We start from the raw sequence: 19,348 nt of genomic DNA, 5'->3' as shown, positions 1-19,348 counted from the left end.
TCTAACTGCTTGCAGTGCTCACAGGAAGTCCCCCTTGACGCCATTCGGGCATGCCGTCCTCGAGCACCATTGCTCGAAGACCGTGCTGCCGCAGGATTTGTGCCGCCTTCGGCGCGAACACACAGTGCGGGCCCCGACAGTACGCGACGATGTCCATGTCTGCCGGGAGCTTTGCCAAATGCTCAGTCAGCTCGTCGAACGGAACGGACACGGCCCCCGGGATGTGTCCTGCCGCGTACTCCTCGGTCGGCCGCACGTCGATGATGTAGACGTTGCCGCTCAGGGAGCGCGAGACGAGCTGCTCCCTGGTGACCCGCTCGAGGGTCTCCTCACCTTGGAGATACTCCCGAATCAGCCGGTCCACCTCGGCGAGGCGCGCGTCCGCCAGCGACCACAGTTCGCGTACGAAGCCCGCCACCCGCTCGTCGGCGAGCGAGTAGAAGACCTTCGTGCCCTCTTTGCGGGTCTCGACCATGCGGGCGTTGCGCAGCACCTGGAGGTGGCTGGAGGTGTTGCCGACCGTCATGTGGGTGACGGTGGCGAGAGACTCGACCGAGCGTTCGCCCTGGCCCAGGATGTCGAGCAGTTCGATCCGCTTCGGATTACTGATGGCCTTGCCGATGCGAGCGAGCTGGCCGAATAGACCTTCTCTGACGTTCCGCTCCGACATGGCACCTCCAGCAGCCCAGAATCTCTAAAGATATCTAGAATATATCTCCAGGACGAGATCGCCCCTGGCGGGGGTGCGCGGCAGGCGCTCATGGCCGTCACCACAGTCCGGGCCGGGGACGGGGTTGCCCAGCGGCGACTTCCAACTGGGCCGCGAGGGAGATCAGCGTCGCCTCGTCGCCATAGCGGCCGCCGAGCATCACACCGATGGGCAGTCCGTCCGCGTTCCAGTGGAGCGGAAGAGAGACCGCGGGCAGGCCCGTGATGTTGTACAGCGGCGTGTACGGCATGAACGTCGCCATGGCGTCGAATTCGGCTGCCGGGTCCTCTCCGTAGAACTCGCCGATCATTGCCGGGGGCCGCGACAGAGTTGGGGTGAGAACCGCGTCGTACGAGGCGAAGAAGACGTCCGCGAAGAGCTGGCCGAGGCCGCGGAAGGTCGCCAGGCCCGCTGCGAACTCCAGGCCGGTGACCTGGCGTCCCTTCTCCCGCAGATAGCGGGTGAAGGGAGTCAGGAGCGGCTCGTCTTCCTCGTCCACCTGCCGTCCGGCGGCGGCCACCGCCCAGACACGTTCGAACGCCTCGACGACGTCCGGGTCGGGTGGCATCTCCAGCTCCTCCACCTGGTGCCCCGCGTCTTCGAGGAGCTGGACGGTTTTGCGGTACGCCGTCTCGCAGTCCGGATGCAGCGTGGTGTCCGGGACCATGGGTCCGGGAAGCCCGGCGATCCTCAGCCGCTTTGGCTCCTTGAGTGCGCAGGCCAGGAGGGTCTCGCCCTCGGCCAGAGGGGGCGCCGTGTAGACGTCGCCCGGCATCGGCCCGGACATTGCATCCAGCAGCACCGCCGCGTCCGCGACGGTCCTCGCGAGAGGCCCGTGCACCGACAGACCCGTCACGTCATGGTCGACGGGCCCGTTGCTGACCCGTCCCCGGCTGGGCTTGAAGCCGACCAGTCCGCAGGCCGAGGCAGGAATGCGGATGGAACCGCCGGCATCCGTGCCATGGCCCAGGGCCGCCAGCCCCGCCGCGACCGCGGCCGCCGAACCGCCGCTCGAACCTCCGGGCGAGCGGTCCAGATCCCACGGGTTCCGGGTGGGCGGGCCGAGCTTGTTCTCGGTGTAACAGGGCAGCGCGAACTCGGGCGTGTTGGTCTTGCCCAGCAGCACTGTGCCGGCTTCGCGCAGGCGTGTGACCACGTGGTCGTCCATGTCGGCCACCTGGTCGGCGAACGCCGCCGAGCCCAGCGTCCAGCGAACGTCCTCGACCTGGACCAGGTCCTTCACGGCGATCGTCACACCGTGCAGGGCGGACAGCTCCGCACCCTCCCGGAACGCGGCAGCCAATTCCTTTTCTGCCTGCCGGGCCCGGTCGAGCGCCTGCTCTGCCATGACGGTCGTGAAGGCCCCGACACTCGGGTTCAGGGCGTCGATGCGGTCCAGGTAATGCGCGGTGAACTCGACAGGCGACACGGCGCCTGCCTGGATCGCCGCAGCCTGTTCGGCCGCGGTCAGCTCGTGCAACTCGGACACTGCTCACGTCTCCTCGGCTGTCTGCTGCGAGCCACGCCCGCCCGGTTCCCTGGCCCGCCGCTGGGCCGACAACCGGGCGGCGAGCTCTCGCTCGGACTGTCCGCTGTCCGCGGCGATCCCCGTGCGGATCACGCGCATGTACGAGTCGAGGTCCTCGGGGCGGAGGGCCACGAACGGCTTGGCGTTGACCTCCTGCGTGTAGCTCGGCCACATGAGCTCCGAGCGAGGCAGCTTCGGCTCGGTGTTCTCGATCACCACCGGATCGAAGCCGATGAGCCGGAAGTGCCGCAGGGCCCCGTGCTCCTTGGAGTCCCCCAGGAACAGTCGGAACTCGTCTCCCGCAACCACGACCGCGCTGCCCAGGCCGAGGATGAGATGCCAGGGCACACGCCACCGCTGGTCACCGCGTTCCATTTCCACGTCGCGTACGAAGCGTTTGATCTCGTACACCTGGTGGCTGGAGACGTCCGGCGCGGCGAACCGGGACACCAGATCGACGTGGTGAGCGGACTCGGACGGGAACCGGCTGCGGCGCGGGGAGTCCAGCGGCATCGGCTTGTCGTCCAGGGAGCAGACGAGGCCGATGTAGCCGACGATGCGTCCGCTGTTCGCGTCGAGGGTCACGGTGTGCAGGTTCTCAACGGTGTGCGGTTTGCTGGCCGGCTCGTGGAACAGGGCTTCCTGATAGACGAGTTCATCGGAGATCAGCCCGAGCTTCAGGTACTGGGCGAGCCGGAAGCCGAGGATGCCGTTCATGTAGCGGGCCGGCAGCTGGCTTTCGCGCATGGTCACGGTGAGCAGCCCGTCTCCGGTGTCGCCGGAGAGGTACAGCGGCGGGCCGTCGAGGGCCTGCGGCAGTCGGCCGAAGCTGAGGCGGCTGTGCAGGCTGACGATGTCGTTGGTGAAGCGCCGTATCTCGGGGCTGAACGGGCAGCCGCTGCTGGCGGGTTCGTCCACCGATCGCTGCCTCGTCAGCTCCTCGGCTGTGGTCACAGGTCGTCCTCCTCCCGGTACAAACTGCTGGTGACGGCGAGCGCGAGCGCCTCCTGCGTGCCTTCGAAGATGCGGGTGCCGTAGGAGTCGCGCAGGATCTTCTCGGCCCCGTACTCCCGGCAGTAGCCGCGGGCGCCCATGAGGGAGACGGCGTCGCCAGCAGTGTCGATGGCGATGCGGTCGGCGAACAGCTTGGCGAGTGCGGGCTCGTACTCGGGAGCCGGCAGCTCGTTGTCGACCTTGTTGGCGGCGCGCTGGTACAGCAGCCGGGCGGCGTCGACGTTCGCGGACATCTCGGCGAGCTTGCGGGCCGTGAACTGGTGCTCGCGCAGGAGCTTGCCGCCCTGTACGCGCTTGCCGCACCAGTCGATGGCGTGCTCCAGCGCGTTGCGTGCGACGCCGGTGGAGATGGCGGCGACGGAGGAGCGTGCCATGTTGCCCTGCGCGACGTCGATCTCGGCGCCGGTGCCCTCGCCGCCGATCATGTACTCGGCCGGGATTCGTACGTTGTCGAAGTGCAGGGTGGTGCCGAGGCAGGCGCGGTAGCCCATCTTGTCGGCGACCTCGCCTCGGGTGACGCCGGGTTCGTCGAGCGGCACGATGAAGCACGTCAGGCCGGTGGCGCCGGGGTGGCCCTCCATGTTGGCGAAGATCGAGGCGAAGGCTGCGACCTTGCCGTTGGTGCAGAACTTCTTGTGGCCGTTGATGACGTAGAAGTCGCCGTCGCGGCGGGCCGTGGTGGCCATCCGGGCGTGCACGAAGTTCTCGGGGATGACCAGGTCCGATCCTGCTTCCTCCTCGGCGATGCCGTTGGCGGCCAGGACGGCCTCGTCCCCGGCGAACAGCGGCAGGAAGCGGGCCTGCAGACGCGGGTCGCCGGACAGCAGGATCGGGGACTGTCCGAGCATGGTCGCGCCGAAAATCAGGGCGACGGCCGGGCAGGCCGCGGCGAGTTCCTCCAGGGCGACGGCCACGCCGAGCACGCCGATGCCAAGACCGCCGTATTCCTTGGGCAGCAGGGCCCGGGTCAGGCCGAGTTCGTGGCCCTTTTGCACGATGTCCCAGTCGAAGTCGGCGGCGTCCGCCAGGTCCAGTTTCAGGGCCCGGGGGGCGATCTCGTCGCGCGCGTACTCCCTGACCTTCTCCTGGAAGCGCCGGACCTCGGTGGGCAGGACGTCGAAGTTCAGGTCGGGTCCCGCGATGGCGGTGGTCATTGCGTTCGGTCTCCTTGCTGCGTGTAAGGGGAAGGCGGGGTCAGGCGCTGATGCCGTAGCCGGCGGCGATCTCCGGGTAGCGGTCGAAGGCGGGCCGCAGGATCGGCACCAGCTCCAGGACCTTGGCGACCTTGCCGCGTATGCGCACCTTCCCGGTGGCCACGGCGGCAGGCATCATCAGCTTGCCCAGCCACAGGGCGTGCGCGGTGTCGCAGGACATCTTGATCGTGATGGTCGCCTCGTCCGGGGCCTGTTCGCCCACGGCCACTTCGTCCGCCGAGACGAAGACCGTGCAGTCCGGCTTGGTGTGGATCAGCCGCACGGAGAGGTTGCTCTCGCGCAGCTTCGAGGTGAACTCCTCGTCCGCTGCGAGGATGGTGAACAGCTCCCCGAAGACCTTGGCGGCGGTCTCCTCGTTCGGGAATGCGGGCATGGCAAAGCCTCCGGATGTCGGTGGTGTGTTGGTCGTGCGGGGTGCCGGCCGCCGTCAGCGGCCGGTGATGAGGCGTCCTGCGGTCACTTCTTGTCGGCGAGCGAGCGCAGGTCGGCGAGCAGGGAAACGGCCTGGAGAGGCCACTTCAGGCGCGTGAGCAGGCGTGTCGAGGTGGGACGCACGCGCTGGTGGACGTCGACGTAGATGTGCGCGCGCACGGGACGGTTGTTGAGCAGCTGGGTCACGGTGTGGGCACTGATGGCGCCGAACATCATGGCGGAGTGCACGACCTGCGGGAACGCGAAGTCGGGGTTGCGGAAGTTGGCTCGGGCGGTCTGCAGCATCTCCCCGGGGACGAAGCGCACCGGCAGCAGGCGGCGCAGCAGCTCCCATGTGCTGAGCCGGTCGAGGTCCGTGGGGACGAGGGCGCCGTCGAGGACGCGGCGGAGTTTGCGGTAGTCGTAGCAGCGCACGTACTGAGCGCCGGCCATGTCCCAGCCGGTGACCAGTGGGAGGCGGCGTTCGGCGACCTGGTGGTGCAGTTGGAGTTTGGCGCGCCAGCCGCTCATGGTCGTGACGTCGACGCCGTCGACGACTGCCTCGCAGTCGGCGGTGAGTTCCTTGACGTTGTCCGAGGTAACCCCGTCGGGGAAGACGAGCACCTCGGCGTGCGGGTTGATGGCGCGAATGCGTTCCGCGGCGACCTCGGCCTTGTTGCGGCCGAGGTCGGCCAGGGTGGCGTTCTGCCGGTTGAGATTGTTCAGCTCGTAGGTGCCGGGGTCGGCCAGGACGAAACGCTGGACACCGAGGCGGGCCAGCGGCTCGATGGCGGAACCGCCGATGGATCCGCAGCCGGCGACGAGCACGGTGGCCCGGCGCAGGACGTCCTGGTCGGTCGCGGGGACCACCCCAGTGTTGCGTATCGTGAACTCGTCGTAGAACTGCGCGCCCGTCATGTCCGACGCGTCGGCGGCGATGCCATGGGCGGGTGCCGTCATTCGGGGCTCCTGGTCAGTGGATGGTGGTGGATGAAGTCGTGCGGTTCACTGCCCGCTCGTCGCCTGTGCTTCCACGGCGTCGGCGGACGGGCCCGGGATCGTCTCGGGCAGGCGGCCGGGCAGCCAGCGCAGGACCGCCAGCGCGGCGATCATGAGCAGAGCGGCGGCGACGTACACGGTGACGTGCATCGCGGAGATGTACGCCTCCTGCGCGTGGGAGACGAGCGCCGGGACCTGGTCCTTGATCGGACCGATGACGGACGGCTCCTGCTGGGCCTTGGCCAGGGCGCCGAGCGTGCCGCCGAGCGAGTCGCCGGCCTCGTCGCGTAGCCCGGCGGGCAGGATGTCGGCTGCATTGCCCAGTTCGTCGTGGTACTTCAGGGAGAGGATCGATCCGAGGACGGCGACGCCGAGCGCGGCACCCACTTGGCGCAGCGTGTTGTTGACCGCGGCGCCGATCGCCGACTTGTCGGCGGGGACCACGGACATGATGGCCGTCGTGGTGGTGCCCATCACCAGGCCCAAGCCGAGCCCGGACAGGGCCAGGGCGAGCTCCAGCTGCCACAGTGCGCTGTCCTTCTCGATCACGCCCAGCCAGAGGAAGGACAGCATCATCAGGACCAGACCCGAGGCGACGACCGCCTTCGGCCCGTGCTTGCGGGCCAGCGAGCCGCTCAGGGTGGCGGAGATGATGGTGCCCACTGCCACTGGTAGCAGCGCCAGGCCGAGTTCGAGCGGGGTGAGGCCGCGGACGCCCTGCACGTAGAAGACGAGCAGGAAGGTGCCGCCGGTGAGGGCGAAGAACGCGAGCGCGATGCCTGCCGTACCGGCCGCGAAGGCCGGCTTGCGCAGGAGGCTCACGTCGAGGGCGGGGGCGGTGGCCCGTCGCTCGACCCATACCAGCAGGGCGAGCAGCAGGAGGCCCGCGGCGATGCTTCCGCCGGCTTCCAGGCTCAGCCACTCGTCGGTCTCACCGCCCCGGATGACGCCGTAGACGAGTGCGGCCGTGCCGAGGATGGACAGCAGTACGCCGATCATGTCGAGCTTGGGGCGGTTGTCGGCGCGGGATTCGGGGACGTAGCGCAGCATGAGTACGGCGCAGATCACCACGACCGGCACGTTGATGAGGAAGACGGAGCCCCACCAGTAGTGCTCGAGGAGGAAGCCTCCCATGATGGGGCCGAGGGCGATGGACAGGCCGCCGATCGCGGACCAGATGCCGATGGCCTTGCCGCGCTGCTCTGGGGTCGATGTGTCGTTGATGATGGCGAGGGTGGCGGGAGGTACGACGGCGCCGCCCAGGCCCATGACGGCACGCCAGAGGACGAGTTGTTCGGGGCTGGAGGCGAAGGCGGACAGGGCGGATGCGGCTCCGAACACCAGCATGCCGACGAGGAGGACGCGGCGGCGGCCGTAAGAGTCGGCGAGGACTCCGGCGGAGAACATCAGGGCGGCGTAGACGAGGATGTAGGAGTCCACCGCCCACTGGAGCTCCGAGTTGGTGGCGTTCAGGTCCTGCTGAATGGTCTGCAGCGCCACGTTGAGGATGGTGTTGTCCATCATCACAACGAGGAAGCAGCAACCCAGGACCGCCATCATGATGCCGCGGTGCTGTGTTCGGCCGGTGAGCGCACCGGTGGTGACAGCGTTCACATCGTCCTCTTCCGTCTCATGGGCATGGCCGTCATGCCCTGTGTGTCAGAGCGGCTCGTGTACTCGCGACTTGGGGGGACGTGATCCGCGCGAGGCGCGGATGTCCGTCACCGCGAAGCACCGCCGCAGCCATCTGTCTCGTCCGTCGTGCCGGGGCACAAATCCGGTCCGACCGTGCACGGCCAGCCGGTTGTCCACAATCAGCAGGTCTCCCGGCTCCATGGCCACGCCGATCAGGGCCTGGAGCAGGTGGTCCCGCAGCAGTTGCAGGGCGCGAGTCCCGCGTTCGTCGAAGGACTCCATGGCGTGGAAGTCGACGCACATGTCGGGGTCGTCCCGCGGCCCGGAGAGCACGGGCATCAGCGACGAGTAGCGGGGGGCTTCGCCGCCGGTGAAAGAGCTCGACAGCCGGATCCGGAAGAGCGGCCGGCGCAGCACCTCCACTGTTTGGGGCGGCAGGTCGGGCAGGACGGCCCGGATACTGCCCGCCACGGTGAGCGCGCTGCCTTCATGATCCTGCCGCAGACACGACAGGCCGATGAAGGCCGGCTTGTTCGGGTGGAAGCCGTCTTCGGTGTGGAGTTCCAGCAGAGAGCTTCCAGTGTTCTCCTGCCGGGTCTCGGCTCCGCGTACCGGGCAGACGTCCTGCACGAGGCGCCCAGCCTTCTCGTCGGCGTAGGCGATGACCGCCCCCAGGCGGCTCATCACCATCAGCTCGGTGACCGTGCTGATCGCCAGGTCGGTCCACTCACCCGCGTAGGCGCCGTCCTCGGGCGTGGGCGGCAACGGCTCGTCGACCGGCAGCCCCTTGAGCAGCAGCACGCCGCTTCCCGTTCCGTACTCCCGGTACCTCGTGAGACTGCTCGCGACCGTGGCGGGAAGACGGCCGGCCTCCACCTCGACGGCCTCGATCAAGTTGGGGTGGCTCAAGGGAAGGTGACCGCAGCAGTCCGAGATCCGCCGGGCGAGGATCTCGATTTCCTTGGCCTCACCGGGAGCGAGAACGATCGTGTCCGCCGCGAGATCGTCTGACGGATCAATAACGTCGAAGTTCTGTGCCCGGTCTGTCGGTTCTGGAGAGCGGGCTTTGTCGGCCAGCAATTCAGACCCCCGAATCGTGTGAATGGTCAACAGGTCCAACGGGATTGATTCAATCAGCGGGTGAGGACCCGCACAGTCCTCACCCGCCACCCTCCTATGGGCCGGTTGAACGGGGTGCCCGATCGGCTACTCATCGAGGAGCCCTTCACTGACGGCCTTTGCCGCCGCAAGTGTGCGATTGGGGCTGTTGAGCTTGGCGAGCACATTCGCGACGTGGCGTTTGGCACCGTGCTCGGTAATGCTCATCCGGGCCGCTATCTGCCGGTTGCTCAGGCCCTCGACGAGCAGTTTCAGGGCCTGCTTCTCGCGCTGGGTCAGGTACACACGCTGCTGAGGTACACGAACGGTCGAGTGGGCTTTGGCAAGCAGCTCGCGTGCTAATTCGGGCGGCACGGGCACGTCACCTGACCTCAGACGCCGCAATGCCTCTTCAAGTGCGGCGCACGTCAGTGCCGCCTCCAGCATGAAGCCGTCGGCCGCCTGGGCGGCGGCGGGGGACAATGAGTCTCGCGCCGGGCTCGGGAGCAGGAGCATGAGCTTGGCGCCACTGCGTTGCGCCAGCTCGTTGAGCCTGGCCAGTCTGTCGTCGTCCAGGAGGGCTGATGCGATGACGACGTCGCAGTCGGTTGCCTGCAGGGACTTCAGGGCTACGTCCAGGGGGCCGTTGCAGTCCACCTGACGAGCCGTGGGAAGAGTGTCGAGCATGGAGCACAAGCCGAGTCGCACGACGTCACTGTCGACGGCGACGAGCACGCGGAGGCGTCCGTCGCCTCCGGCGTCCACGCGACCGTGTTCCGCTGTGGTTAATTCCGTTGTCACGCAATACCCCTGTGGGTCATGGTCCAGGAACATGCGCCGCTCATTGTGCACGAGCAGCCAGTTGAGCCGGATTGAGCGGCAACGGGGGCGCTGTACGGACACCCGACGACCAAGGCCGTCCCCCGTGAGTATCCGTGACGTTAGTTTCTCTTGCTGATTGATCGGTTTCCGGCAGGTGTTCTATGAATCGGTGACATCCACGGGAAGACCTTCCTGACGCCATTCGGGCATACCGTCCGCTAGCACCAGGGCTCGGAATCCGTGCTGTCGAAGGATCTGTGCTGCCTTGGGAGCGAGGACGCAGTGCGGCCCTCTGCAGTAGGCGACGATGTCCATGTCTGCGGGAAGCGTCGAGAGAAGCTGGACAAGTTCGTCGAACGGCACCGACGCCGCTCCGGGAATGTGACCGGCCGCGTACTCGTCGAGCGGTCTTACGTCGATGATGTAGACATCCCCTTTCAGGGCCCGGCAGATCAGTTCCTCCCGCGTGACCCGCTCAAGGGTCTCCCCTCCTTCCAGGTACTGGCGGATCAACTGCTCAACCTCGGCGAGGCGGGCATCGGCGAGATTCCACAACTCGCGCACGAAGCCGGCAACCAACTCGTCCGCAAGCGAGTAGATGACCTTGGTCCCCTGCTTGCGCGTCTCCACCATCCGTGCGCTGCGTAGCACCTGGAGGTGGGCGGAAGTGTTGCTGACCCCCATGGCGGTCGCTGCGGCCAGCGCCTCCACCGACCGTTCTCCCTGCCCCAGGATCTCGAGAAGCTCGATGCGTTTGGGGTGGCTGATGGACTTGCCGATACGGGCCAGCTGGACGAACAGCTTCTCTCTGACCTCTCGCGTAGCCATGACCCCCGCCTGCCCCGCTCCGATGATGTTCAAAAGATATCTAGAATACTTCAACGGAGGCAAGCGTTCCAGGTAATGCCTCGGCCAAGGACGCGCGTAGAGCAACGCCGTGGGCCCCACACCGCGGGGGTTCGGTGCGGGGCCACACGCGGTCATCCGCTCCGGGGTTACTCCGCCCTAGAGGGGATGACCGTCCTTGGGGGCTCGACCTCCGGGAGACCGCCAGACGTTTCCTCCTCACTCAGGCCGATCCGCGCGTGCAGCCTGCGCAGAGGTGCGGGCGCCCACCAGGTGACCCGGCCAGTCAGCCGCATCACCGCGGGAACGAGCAGGCTGCGGACCACCATGGCGTCCATGAGCACGGCCAGGGCGATGCCCAGACCGAGCATTTTGGTGTTGGTGACCCGCGAGGTGCCGATCGCGACCATGACGACCGCGAGGATGGCTGCCGCCGCGGTGATGAGCCCGCCCGTGCGCTGCAACCCGAAGACCACCGCGCTCTGGTGGTCCCCGGTGCGGTCGTACTCCTCTTTGACGCGAGAGAGCAAGAAGACGCCGTAGTCCATCGAGAGCCCGAAGGCGACGCAGAACATCAGCACGGGCAGCGTCGTCTCGATGTCCCCGGTGCTGGTGAAGCCGAGCAGGTCCGACAGGTGCCCGTCCTGGAACACCCAGACGACGGCGCCATACATGGCGGTCAGGCTCAGCGCGTTGAGGACCACCGCCTGGACGGGGATCAGCAGACTGCCGGTGAGGAGGAAGACCAGCACGAGAGTGACTGCTGCGATCATGCCGAGGGCCCACGGCAGCCGGTCGGCGATGATCGCCTTGGAGTCCACCAGTGCGGCCCCCAGCCCGGCGACCGATGTCGAGAACGGTGCTGGTTCCGTACGGACCGCACGCACCAGTTCCTGGCCGCCCACATCGCCTGCGGCGCCCTCGCGGAGCACCGTGATGTAGGCCGCGTCGTCGTCGGCGCGAGCGGCCTCGACCGGCCCCGGCTTCTGTGTGAGCCCGCCGTGCGCGTATTCGCCCTGGGGACTCTCCACCCTGACGACATCCGGCAGTTCGGACAGCCGTCGGCTGTAGTCGGCCAGCGCCGAGGGCTGGGCGGTGCCTTCGGCCAGGACCGCAACGGCGGCACCAGGGCTTCCCGGGAATCCGTCGCGGAGGTGTTGCTGGACGGTGCGGGACTCGGTGCTTGCTGGCAGCTGCCGGTCATCGGCGTTGCCGAACTTCACGCTCAGGAACGGCAGACCGAGGAGAACCAGACCGGCCGTGGCGGCGACCGCAAAGACCGGGGCCCGCCGCATCACCAACCGCGCGGTCCTGGCCCAGCCCGCCTTCGCGTCACTGCGCGCCGGGCGGTTACGGCGCAGAACGCGTCGGAGGTCCCACGCGTTGATCTTCTCCCCGAGCAGCACCAGCGCAGCGGGAAGGATTACCAGGGCGGCGATCGCCGCGAGTGCCACGACCGCGATGCCGGCGTACGCGAACGACCTCAGGAAGTACTGCGGGAAGACCAGCATCGCGGCCAGGGAGACCGCGACCGTGAGCGCCGAGAAGAGGACGGTCCGCCCCGCGGTGCGCAGGGTGGCCCCGACGGCTGTCAGTGGATCAGCTCCGGCGGAGAGCTCCTCGCGGAAACGGCGGACGATGAACAACGCATAGTCGATGGCCAGTCCGAGACCGAGCGCGGTGGTGAGGTTCTGGGCGAAGACGGAGACATCGGTGAACTCGGTGATGCCGCGCAGGACCGCGTTCGTTCCGAGGATCGCCACCACGCCAACGCCGAGCGGCAGCAGTGCCGCGACCGCGCTGCCGAAGACCAGGACGAGCAGCAGCAGCGTGACCGGCAGAGCGATCATCTCGGCGCGCAGCAGGTCCTCTTTGATCAGTTCCTGCATGTCGTGGCGGACCGCGACGGGACCGCCGAAGGAGACCTTCACAGGGCCGTGAGTGCCGCGGTATTCGGGTGCGATGCGGTCGAAGACCTTGGCACCGTTGGTCTCGTCGCCTTCGATCCGCGCGGTGATCATGGCCTCGTGACCGTCTTCCGCCCGCAGGGCGGCCGCGCCGGTGGTCCAGTAGGAGACGACTCCCTCGACGGACTCCTCGTCCCCCAGCCGCTTGGCGAGCCGCTGCGCCTCGGCGGCGACAGCCGGGGCATCCACTGTGGCTTTGCCGCTGTTCACCAGGAGGATCAGGTTCGGCTGGGAGGCAGGGAAGTGCTCCTCAAGGGCCTTGGCCGCGTACGAGGACTCCGAGCCCGGATCCTGCCAGCCGCCGCTGCCCATGCGGTCGGCCACACCGCTCCCTGCGACCACCGCCAGAGCCGTGAAAAGCAGGGCTAGTAAGAGAGCAAGCCTGGGTCTGGCCGTGATCACCCGTCCCCATCCGGAGACCCCCCTGTCGGGACGATTCACGTCTGTCATCGGGCAGGTTTCCCCTCTTCCCGCGGGTTCAGGACTGCCGTACAGCCGCGTTGCGGACACGGCAAGGCCGGTTCCATGGGTCGCCGACTGGTAGAGATCTAAAACACGAGCGACCGCTCGCACTCGAAGATACGGATAGAATGCGAGCACCTTCTCGCCTTTGTCAACTGCCTCTACTGACTTGGGGGTTACGCATGGAGGAAGACATCTCGGCGACTTCGGCGCCCCGGCGCAGACAAGCGCGCGGCAAGCGCCGCATGGCGCAACTGCTCGACGCCGCAGCCAGCGTGTTCTGCAAATGCGGTTACACCAAGGCCAGCACGAACGCCATCGCCCGCGAAGCCGGTGTCTCTCCGGGCACGCTGTACCAGTTCTTCCCCAACAAGGAAGCGATCGCGGTGCATCTCGGCGAGCGTCTGATGCAACAGATGCTGGAGGCACACGGCCAGGCCTTCACCGACGCCAACGTGTCGCTCCCACTGGACAAGATGCTGGACGCCATCCTCGATCCGATCATCGAGTTCAACCTCAGGAATCCGGCGTTCCTCGCCCTGATCCACGGACCCGACACACCGGGCGAGATCGCATCCAGCAAGCAAGTCCTGCACGCTACGCTGCAACGACAGGTCGAGGAGGCCATCACACTCCGCGCCCCCGAGTTGCCCCATGACCAGTGTGTGCGTGTGGCAACCACGGCATTCGTCATATTCCGGGAAGGGCTGTCCCTGGCGATGCAACACCAGGGGGCCGAGAGGGCTGCCTACATAGTTGAGTTGAAAGCGGCTCTGACCGGGTACCTTGCCCCGACCATTGGCACGGAAGCCCACGCAGTGCGTCACTGAGGCCGGACGGCACACAGAGGAATCACGCTCTGCGCCAAGGACGGTCGACCTGCGTCGCGTGGGCACCAAGCTCAACACGCAGCTCATAGACCGGAGTCACCTCGTCGCCTCCCACGATCTCGCCGAGGTAGTGATGGCCGGTCATGTGGCACCAGGCAGCCAGATCAAGGGGAGCCGTCGGGTCTTCGGTGATCACGCGGATCACGGTCCCGACCTCCGCCTCCTGCACCTGACTGCGCAGCTTCAGCAGGATCTGCACGCAGCGAAGCCTGGTGCCGTCCACGACTACGACGCTCATACCCACACCGCCCCTCCGATATCAAGGATTCTAAAGCTCACTTGAATACACTGAGGCGTCTGGACGTACTTGACCGCGGTCGTCGCGGACAGCCCGAAGACCCTCATCAGGTGGACCGGGTCCCGGATCTCGCGGGCTTCCTCAAGGATCCGGTCGCTCCACAGCTGCTGGGCGGTAAAGCCGGTGAACCGGAAGTGGTAGCGGACGGCGAACTTGGTGATGGGCGGGTGCTCGGCGTGCATGGCGGTGCGGCGGGTGACCAGCAGGTGCGGGTTTGTGCTGTGCGGCCACTGCCGTTGCCGGTCGCGCAGCCAGGCGGCGATCAGCCCGAGGGTGAGGTCGTCGAGGTAGATGAGGCGGCTTGCGGCGCGCACTCGGCCGCGGGCCCGGTTGAGGTCGCTGGTGCGCAGGGTCGGCAAGGTCAGGGGCCGCACCGCGTGGATGGCCACGAGCGCGACGCACAGCTCGCCGAGCCCGGAGGGAACCGAATCGAGGATTCCGGCGATCCTGTCACTGGGTACCGCGCGCGGCACGCTGATCTTGCTGCCGAGGTGCACGGTCCTGGCCGGGTCGAGGAAGATGACCCGCTCGCGTTTGAGTGCCTGGAACATCGACCGCAGCCCGGCCTGGGGCGGAGCGGCCATAGGGGAGCCGGGGCGCTCCTCGACCGCCTTCTTGACGTCCTCGGTGGTGATCTCGTGCAGGCTGGTGAGCTCGGATCAGGGCGAGCTGGCCAGGGATCCGCGGCGGGCACACGACAGGTTCGTCAGGCGGTTCGGTCACTGGATGGGTGGCCTTCCAGTGGCGGGTGCGCGGCAGCAGCCGTAGCTTCGTCGCCCCGCGCTTGGTCATCGGCTCGATGCGGCCGAGCGGGAATTCGAGGAAGACGAACGTCAGCTGTAAGTCCCGACATGGTAACGGATGCTGGGCGTGTGCGGCGCGCCACCCATTCCTCGTCCGCGTAGCGGATCTCCACCAGGCAGGGCCAGCACACGTCGGTGTAGTCCAACCGCGTGGTGCGGGGGCAACGGCAGCACACCCCGGTGTGGCGCTCGGTACCGGTCCGGTCCCAGATCAGGCAGCGCGTGCAGCCGCCGTCGTAGCCGACCGGCCCCCAGCCCTCGCAAGTCACACAGGAGTCGATACCGGTCGAGACCGTGCGCGCCATCGCGTCGTTGCCTCCCTTCGAGGCTGTCCACGGGCCTACGGGATGATGGGCTCGGCGGTGAACTTCTCCGGGTGGGCCGCGGCGATGTAGTACATCGCGGTCTGGTCCGAGATGCCGAAGACCTTCATCAGATGCACCGGATCTGCGGTCTCGCGGGCCTGGTCCAGGATTCGGTCGATGCGCAACTGGCGGTCACTGAAGCCGAGTTGTCTGAAGATCCGCTGGAAAGCGTACGGGCTCATCGGCGGATCGGCGGGGTCGTGCGCCGCGACCCGCGTGATCAGCACGTGCGGGTTGGTGGAGTACGGCCAGCGCGTGGCGCGTTTCTTGAGCATGGAAGCGATCAGCGACAGGGTGAACTCGTCCAGGTAAACGAGCCGCACCAGCTTTCCGGATGCATCCCGCAGGCCGAGGGTTCCTTTCGACCGGTTCAGGTCAGTCAGCAGTGCTTCGCGGATGGCGTGCGCGCCCAGGGCGTGGATGGCCGCCAGTGCGACCGCGACCTTGCCCACAGGGGTAGGGATACGGTCGATGAGTCCGGCGAGCCGGTCCGAGGGGACCGGCCGGGGTACAACGATGCGGCGGCTGGCCCTGATCGCACGCGCCGGGTCGTGGAAGATGACCCGCTCGCGTTTGAGTGCCTTGAACAGCGACCGCAGGGCGTAGAGAGCGCTGGCGCCGTCGATGCCGTCGACGGCCTCTTGGACCTGGTCGGCGGTGATCTCACGCAGGGAGGCGATCGACGGTCCCCACGCTTCGAGAACGGGGACCACGTAGCCGAGGTACCCGGACACGGTTTTCCACGGCACGGTTCGCGATTCCCGCCGGCCTTCACCGCGCAGCACCGCGATCCACACGTCTACCTCGGAGAGCAGGTTGGCCGGTACCCGCTGACGCAGCCGAGCGACGCCGGCCCGGTGAGGGTCGGCATGCCGGATGTGATCGGGAACGAGCAGGCCCCGTTCGTCGAGGAATGGGACGAGACGCAGGGCGCTGTAGCCAGTGTCGAGGCGGGAGATAGCCCACAGATCGGCTTCCTCGACGGGCGCGTCCAGGCCCAGCCATGCCGTGACCATGGTCAGGGTCCGCTGATGCTGGTGAAATGCCTTCTGCTTCCAGCCGTGGCGGGCGGCGTGCTGCGCGAACTCCCGCCGGAGAGCTTCTGCCTGGTAGCAGAGCACGGGCAGCTCACGCTGGTGCAACACCTCCCAGCGGCGCGGCGGAGCGGGGAACAACACGAGCTGGCCGGCGGTGACGAGGGCGGGTGACTCCGGGAGCTCTTGCTGCTCTTCCCCGCACGTCTCGACCGCGGCCACTGCACGCCGTACTCCGTCAGGACCCGTGACGAGCCGGTAGCCGGGCCAGTTCTGCCGACGTGGGCCGGGCCCGTCAATCCACAGTTGGACCCCGGCGGCCGACGCCCGCTCGCCGAAGTGCGCCAGACCATACAGGCACATCCGGCACCAGCCCTGGTGCAACGGCAGCTCCCGCCCACACCGTCCGCACGCGCCTACTCCGGGGTGGAGGGCCGTGAAGCCCCGGCACGGACGGCACAACCTGGCCCCGTCCGCCTTCCACGCCAGACAGTGCGCACAGCTTGACGCCCGCACCGCCATTCTGCGCCGACGGCGCAGAATCTCGGCACGCTCAGCCTGAGGGCCGAAACCGGCATGATCGAGCACCTTCGCAACCATCGCCAGGAAGCGCGGCAGCCGAAGAACGGTGTCGAGGCCGACACGCCCCTCGCCCGCAGGACGGGCCGCCAGCGCCTGGCGGCACAGGGAGAGCAGGCCGCGGTCGCGGACCCAGGCTCCGTGTTCCGCCACCATCGCCTCAATCGCCGCCTGGACGGCCTCCATCTCCCTCGAACACCGCGTCGCCGTGAAGTCACGCGCGGCCAACTTCCCATGGGCGACGCCGATGAGCGCAAGCTGGCCGGGGATCGCCAACGAGTGCGCCGCAGCCTGAGCGGTCTTACGCTGCTGCTCCTGCGCGCGCTCAAGCTGCCGTCGCGTAATCCGTGGCCGGCCGGCCGTTGACCGCAGCACGTCAGGCAGGATCAAGGGCAGCTGCAGAGCCCGCATCTCGCCCGGAGCGGGAGCGCGCTCCCGCTCCGGGCCAACGCGGAGCTCCAGCGCGCACAGGCGGCACAGCCCGTACTGGTCAAGGCGGACGCCCTCCCGCCAGCGGCATGCGCGGCACCATCCGACGCTGCCGTTCTTCGGGTGCCACTCCATACACGGCTGGCAGACGCCACGCGGCCGCACCGGCCCCCAGGCGCCGCACCGCCGGCACAACGCCGCAGGGCGCGCTGCGCACCACGCCCACAACTCGTCCCGAACGCCCACCGCCCCCGCCTCTAGTTCGGCGGAAGCGACCTGCGCCCGGAGCCTCCCGGACGCGGAATCGGCCGCACCGACCCCTCGGCACTGCCGCCAGCCGCCCGGCGGGGCGCCTCGTCCCGCTCGGCCCGGTGGGCGTCCGGCTCCGCCTGCATCAAGTCCGCCACCGTGCAGTCGAGGGCCGCACAGATCTTGTCGAGGTCGTCCAGCCGCACGGTGACCGGCTGGCTGCCCCACAGCGCGGCGACCTTGCTCAGCGACGGACTGAACCCGACCTCCTTGAACGCCGCGAGGAGCTGCACCGGCCGCCAGATGTCTCGCTGGGCGGCGACCATCCGCAAGTTCCATTTCACCGCTATACCCTTCCCCTCAGCCGCTGGACGGCCCGGCGCGATGCTTCCAGACTCGCCTTCTCCGGATCAGCGCGAACCGACGAAAGGTACCCAACCGTCGTGGTTGCCCAGCGATGACCAAGGATTTGCTGTACGTCCCACAACGGCATGCCGTCCTCGTAGTGATGTGTGGCGCAAGCGTGCCTGAGCAAGTAGGGAAACAGGTGGGAGACCGGCCCGGTCAGATGGAGCTTCGAGGCTTCCCGCAGCGCCTGCCGAAAGGCGTCCGGGCCAACCGGCGGTGCAATCGGCACATTCAGCGCAGCCACGCCCTTGGGTAGGCGTTCGGATGGGAACAACGGGGCACCCGGGTCGCTCGGATCGTCGGCGAACTCCCAACGAATCTCCTCCAGGTACCACCACAGCAGATCCCGTCACTCCTGGAACAGGTACGCCTGCCACTCACGTGGGCCGCTCCGCCGCGCGCCCTTGCCCTGGACGATGAACCGGCCCCACCGCCCCAGCTCCCAGTGGAGGTCACCGATCTTCATAGCGCACAACTCCGCTGCCCGCACCGCCGAGATGTACGTCAGCTTCGCCATCACAAAGTCGCGGCAGGCCACCGGGTACTTCCTCGAGCCCGGCAGCGAGCTGCGCCATGAGGCGAGGAACTCCCTCGTGGCTCGCTTCGATGGCGGGATCCGCAGCCCGAAGTCGCCCCGGTGGACGGACGGTTGAAGGGATCGACCGGCGACTCGACAGCCACGCCGAAGCGGCGGGCGATCTCCCCCGCGTACCGCTGCTCGAGAAAGTGGTAGTACCCGTCGATCTTCTGTAGCTCTCCGCGCAGCGTGGACGTCGCACGCTTTCCGACACCGGCGAGTACTGGTCCAGGTGCCAAGAGGTGATCAGCCACGGCGGCAAGTTGTAGAAGTCACAGACCTCGACGACAGGCCGTACCTGGCGGTGCAGGGTGGCGGGCGCCAGCCCGGCGACATCGCGAGCCCACAGGTACTCCATCAACGTGTCCTGGAAGAACGCTTCGGTGTCGCCGTCCGTAACAGTCGCGCCCGCCCGCCGCTGCAGCGTCACGACGTCTGCCAGCCCCGTGTCCACCGGCGGCAGCAGCTCCGGCTCCTCGGGCGCCGTGTCCGGGGCCGGGGGCTGCCCCAGGGCCAGCCAACGTGTTCCAGAATCTTCCACGGACTGGGAAGTTACGACGGTTACTCGCAGAATCTGAGAGTAACTGCTGAGATCTCACACCATTGAGCGACGTCAGATTTCAAGGCATCTACCTGCTGAAAGGCGGCTTCTCGACTGGTCAGGGCGAGCACGAACCTGTCGGGACTCCAGTAGCCCCACGAACGTTCCGGGTGCGCGCCCGGGCCGCGGAGCAGCCCATGTTGCCATCCCCCGTTCGGACGCGGTCGGTGGGCGCTTTGTCAGCAGCTTTGTGACATTCGTCTCGGGGACCTGCCGGACTGGCAGGCGCGGGCCCAGCTTCTGCTCCATGCGTGCGGCGCCAGCGGGAAGACCCCCAGTGCCACGTCTCCCGTTTCGGCAACCGGGCCACGACGTGGTCCCGGTCACCGAGCCGACGATGCGAGGAGGCGCTCCTCGCCGGGTGCGGCAGCCACTCCCCCGACCATCGGACACGACAGGACGGTGCTCAG

At 67.7% G+C, this 19,348-nt stretch carries 19 protein-coding genes; 2 read left to right on the top strand and 17 right to left on the bottom strand.

What is annotated here, in order from left to right:
* Position 1 precedes the first annotated feature (1 nt).
* The 11 genes from VXC91_RS24445 to VXC91_RS24395 all read right to left on the bottom strand — a co-directional run bounded on the left by VXC91_RS24445 (position 2) and on the right by VXC91_RS24395 (position 12,693).
* Positions 2–670, bottom strand: coding sequence for an ArsR/SmtB family transcription factor (locus VXC91_RS24445; protein WP_329509473.1), 669 nt, complete (start codon positions 668–670; stop codon positions 2–4).
* A gap of 97 nt (positions 671–767) precedes the next feature.
* The gene (locus tag VXC91_RS24440) at positions 768–2,198 is read right to left on the bottom strand and encodes an amidase (protein ID WP_329509472.1); all 1,431 of its coding nucleotides are present in this window, start codon (positions 2,196–2,198) and stop codon (positions 768–770) included.
* A gap of 3 nt (positions 2,199–2,201) precedes the next feature.
* A complete protein-coding gene (locus tag VXC91_RS24435; RefSeq protein WP_329509471.1) occupies positions 2,202–3,191 on the bottom strand; it encodes a hypothetical protein in 990 nt (329 codons plus the stop codon).
* A complete protein-coding gene (locus VXC91_RS24430) occupies positions 3,188–4,405 on the bottom strand; it encodes an acyl-CoA dehydrogenase family protein (RefSeq protein ID WP_329509470.1) in 1,218 nt (405 codons plus the stop codon). Before VXC91_RS24430 ends, VXC91_RS24435 begins: the two co-directional genes overlap by 4 nt.
* Before the next feature lie 40 nt (positions 4,406–4,445).
* Positions 4,446–4,838: an SCP2 sterol-binding domain-containing protein gene (locus tag VXC91_RS24425; protein WP_329509469.1), complete on the bottom strand. Its 393-nt coding sequence runs from the start codon at positions 4,836–4,838 to the stop codon at positions 4,446–4,448.
* An 83-nt stretch (positions 4,839–4,921) separates the two neighbouring features.
* The gene (locus VXC91_RS24420; protein ID WP_329509468.1) at positions 4,922–5,836 is read right to left on the bottom strand and encodes a HesA/MoeB/ThiF family protein; all 915 of its coding nucleotides are present in this window, start codon (positions 5,834–5,836) and stop codon (positions 4,922–4,924) included.
* Between the two features lie 45 nt (positions 5,837–5,881).
* The gene (locus VXC91_RS24415) at positions 5,882–7,489 is read right to left on the bottom strand and encodes an MFS transporter (protein ID WP_329509467.1); all 1,608 of its coding nucleotides are present in this window, start codon (positions 7,487–7,489) and stop codon (positions 5,882–5,884) included.
* A 45-nt stretch (positions 7,490–7,534) separates the two neighbouring features.
* Complete coding sequence (locus VXC91_RS24410; RefSeq protein ID WP_329509466.1) at positions 7,535–8,590, bottom strand: TauD/TfdA family dioxygenase; 1,056 nt, start codon at positions 8,588–8,590, stop codon at positions 7,535–7,537.
* A 126-nt stretch (positions 8,591–8,716) separates the two neighbouring features.
* Complete coding sequence (locus VXC91_RS24405) at positions 8,717–9,442, bottom strand: response regulator transcription factor (RefSeq protein ID WP_329509465.1); 726 nt, start codon at positions 9,440–9,442, stop codon at positions 8,717–8,719.
* Positions 9,443–9,589: 147 nt separating this feature from the next.
* Positions 9,590–10,258, bottom strand: a complete 669-nt coding sequence (locus VXC91_RS24400; protein WP_329509464.1) for an ArsR/SmtB family transcription factor — start codon at positions 10,256–10,258, stop codon at positions 9,590–9,592.
* A 167-nt stretch (positions 10,259–10,425) separates the two neighbouring features.
* Positions 10,426–12,693, bottom strand: coding sequence for an MMPL family transporter (locus VXC91_RS24395; RefSeq protein WP_329509463.1), 2,268 nt, complete (start codon positions 12,691–12,693; stop codon positions 10,426–10,428).
* A 194-nt stretch (positions 12,694–12,887) separates the two neighbouring features.
* Between VXC91_RS24395 and VXC91_RS24390 the strand changes: the two genes are divergently transcribed.
* A complete protein-coding gene (locus VXC91_RS24390; RefSeq protein ID WP_329509462.1) occupies positions 12,888–13,535 on the top strand; it encodes a TetR/AcrR family transcriptional regulator in 648 nt (215 codons plus the stop codon).
* A 22-nt stretch (positions 13,536–13,557) separates the two neighbouring features.
* Here the strand turns inward: VXC91_RS24390 and VXC91_RS24385 are convergent, their stop codons facing one another.
* The 3 genes from VXC91_RS24385 to VXC91_RS24375 all read right to left on the bottom strand — a co-directional run bounded on the left by VXC91_RS24385 (position 13,558) and on the right by VXC91_RS24375 (position 16,458).
* The gene (locus VXC91_RS24385) at positions 13,558–13,833 is read right to left on the bottom strand and encodes a sulfurtransferase TusA family protein (RefSeq protein WP_329509461.1); all 276 of its coding nucleotides are present in this window, start codon (positions 13,831–13,833) and stop codon (positions 13,558–13,560) included.
* Positions 13,830–14,477 (bottom strand): hypothetical protein, encoded by a 648-nt coding sequence (locus VXC91_RS24380; RefSeq protein WP_329509460.1) that lies wholly within the window; start codon positions 14,475–14,477, stop codon positions 13,830–13,832. The genes VXC91_RS24385 and VXC91_RS24380 overlap by 4 nt, the downstream gene beginning before the upstream one ends.
* A gap of 559 nt (positions 14,478–15,036) precedes the next feature.
* Positions 15,037–16,458, bottom strand: a complete 1,422-nt coding sequence (locus VXC91_RS24375) for a hypothetical protein (RefSeq protein WP_329509459.1) — start codon at positions 16,456–16,458, stop codon at positions 15,037–15,039.
* A 213-nt stretch (positions 16,459–16,671) separates the two neighbouring features.
* Between VXC91_RS24375 and VXC91_RS24370 the strand changes: the two genes are divergently transcribed.
* Positions 16,672–17,040: a hypothetical protein gene (locus VXC91_RS24370; RefSeq protein ID WP_329509458.1), complete on the top strand. Its 369-nt coding sequence runs from the start codon at positions 16,672–16,674 to the stop codon at positions 17,038–17,040.
* Positions 17,041–17,360: 320 nt separating this feature from the next.
* Here the strand turns inward: VXC91_RS24370 and VXC91_RS24365 are convergent, their stop codons facing one another.
* The 3 genes from VXC91_RS24365 to VXC91_RS24355 form a co-directional block, all read right to left on the bottom strand.
* Complete coding sequence (locus VXC91_RS24365; RefSeq protein WP_329509457.1) at positions 17,361–17,696, bottom strand: helix-turn-helix domain-containing protein; 336 nt, start codon at positions 17,694–17,696, stop codon at positions 17,361–17,363.
* 2 nt (positions 17,697–17,698) lie between these two features.
* Positions 17,699–17,989, bottom strand: a complete 291-nt coding sequence (locus VXC91_RS24360) for a tyrosine-type recombinase/integrase (RefSeq protein ID WP_329509484.1) — start codon at positions 17,987–17,989, stop codon at positions 17,699–17,701.
* Between the two features lie 120 nt (positions 17,990–18,109).
* The gene (locus VXC91_RS24355) at positions 18,110–18,298 is read right to left on the bottom strand and encodes a site-specific integrase (protein ID WP_329509456.1); all 189 of its coding nucleotides are present in this window, start codon (positions 18,296–18,298) and stop codon (positions 18,110–18,112) included.
* Positions 18,299–19,348 lie beyond the last annotated feature (1,050 nt).

This window comes from Streptomyces chiangmaiensis, from assembly GCF_036281785.1.
Lineage (GTDB): Bacteria > Actinomycetota > Actinomycetes > Streptomycetales > Streptomycetaceae > Streptomyces > Streptomyces chiangmaiensis.
This window is presented reverse-complemented; position numbering and strand designations above follow the sequence as displayed.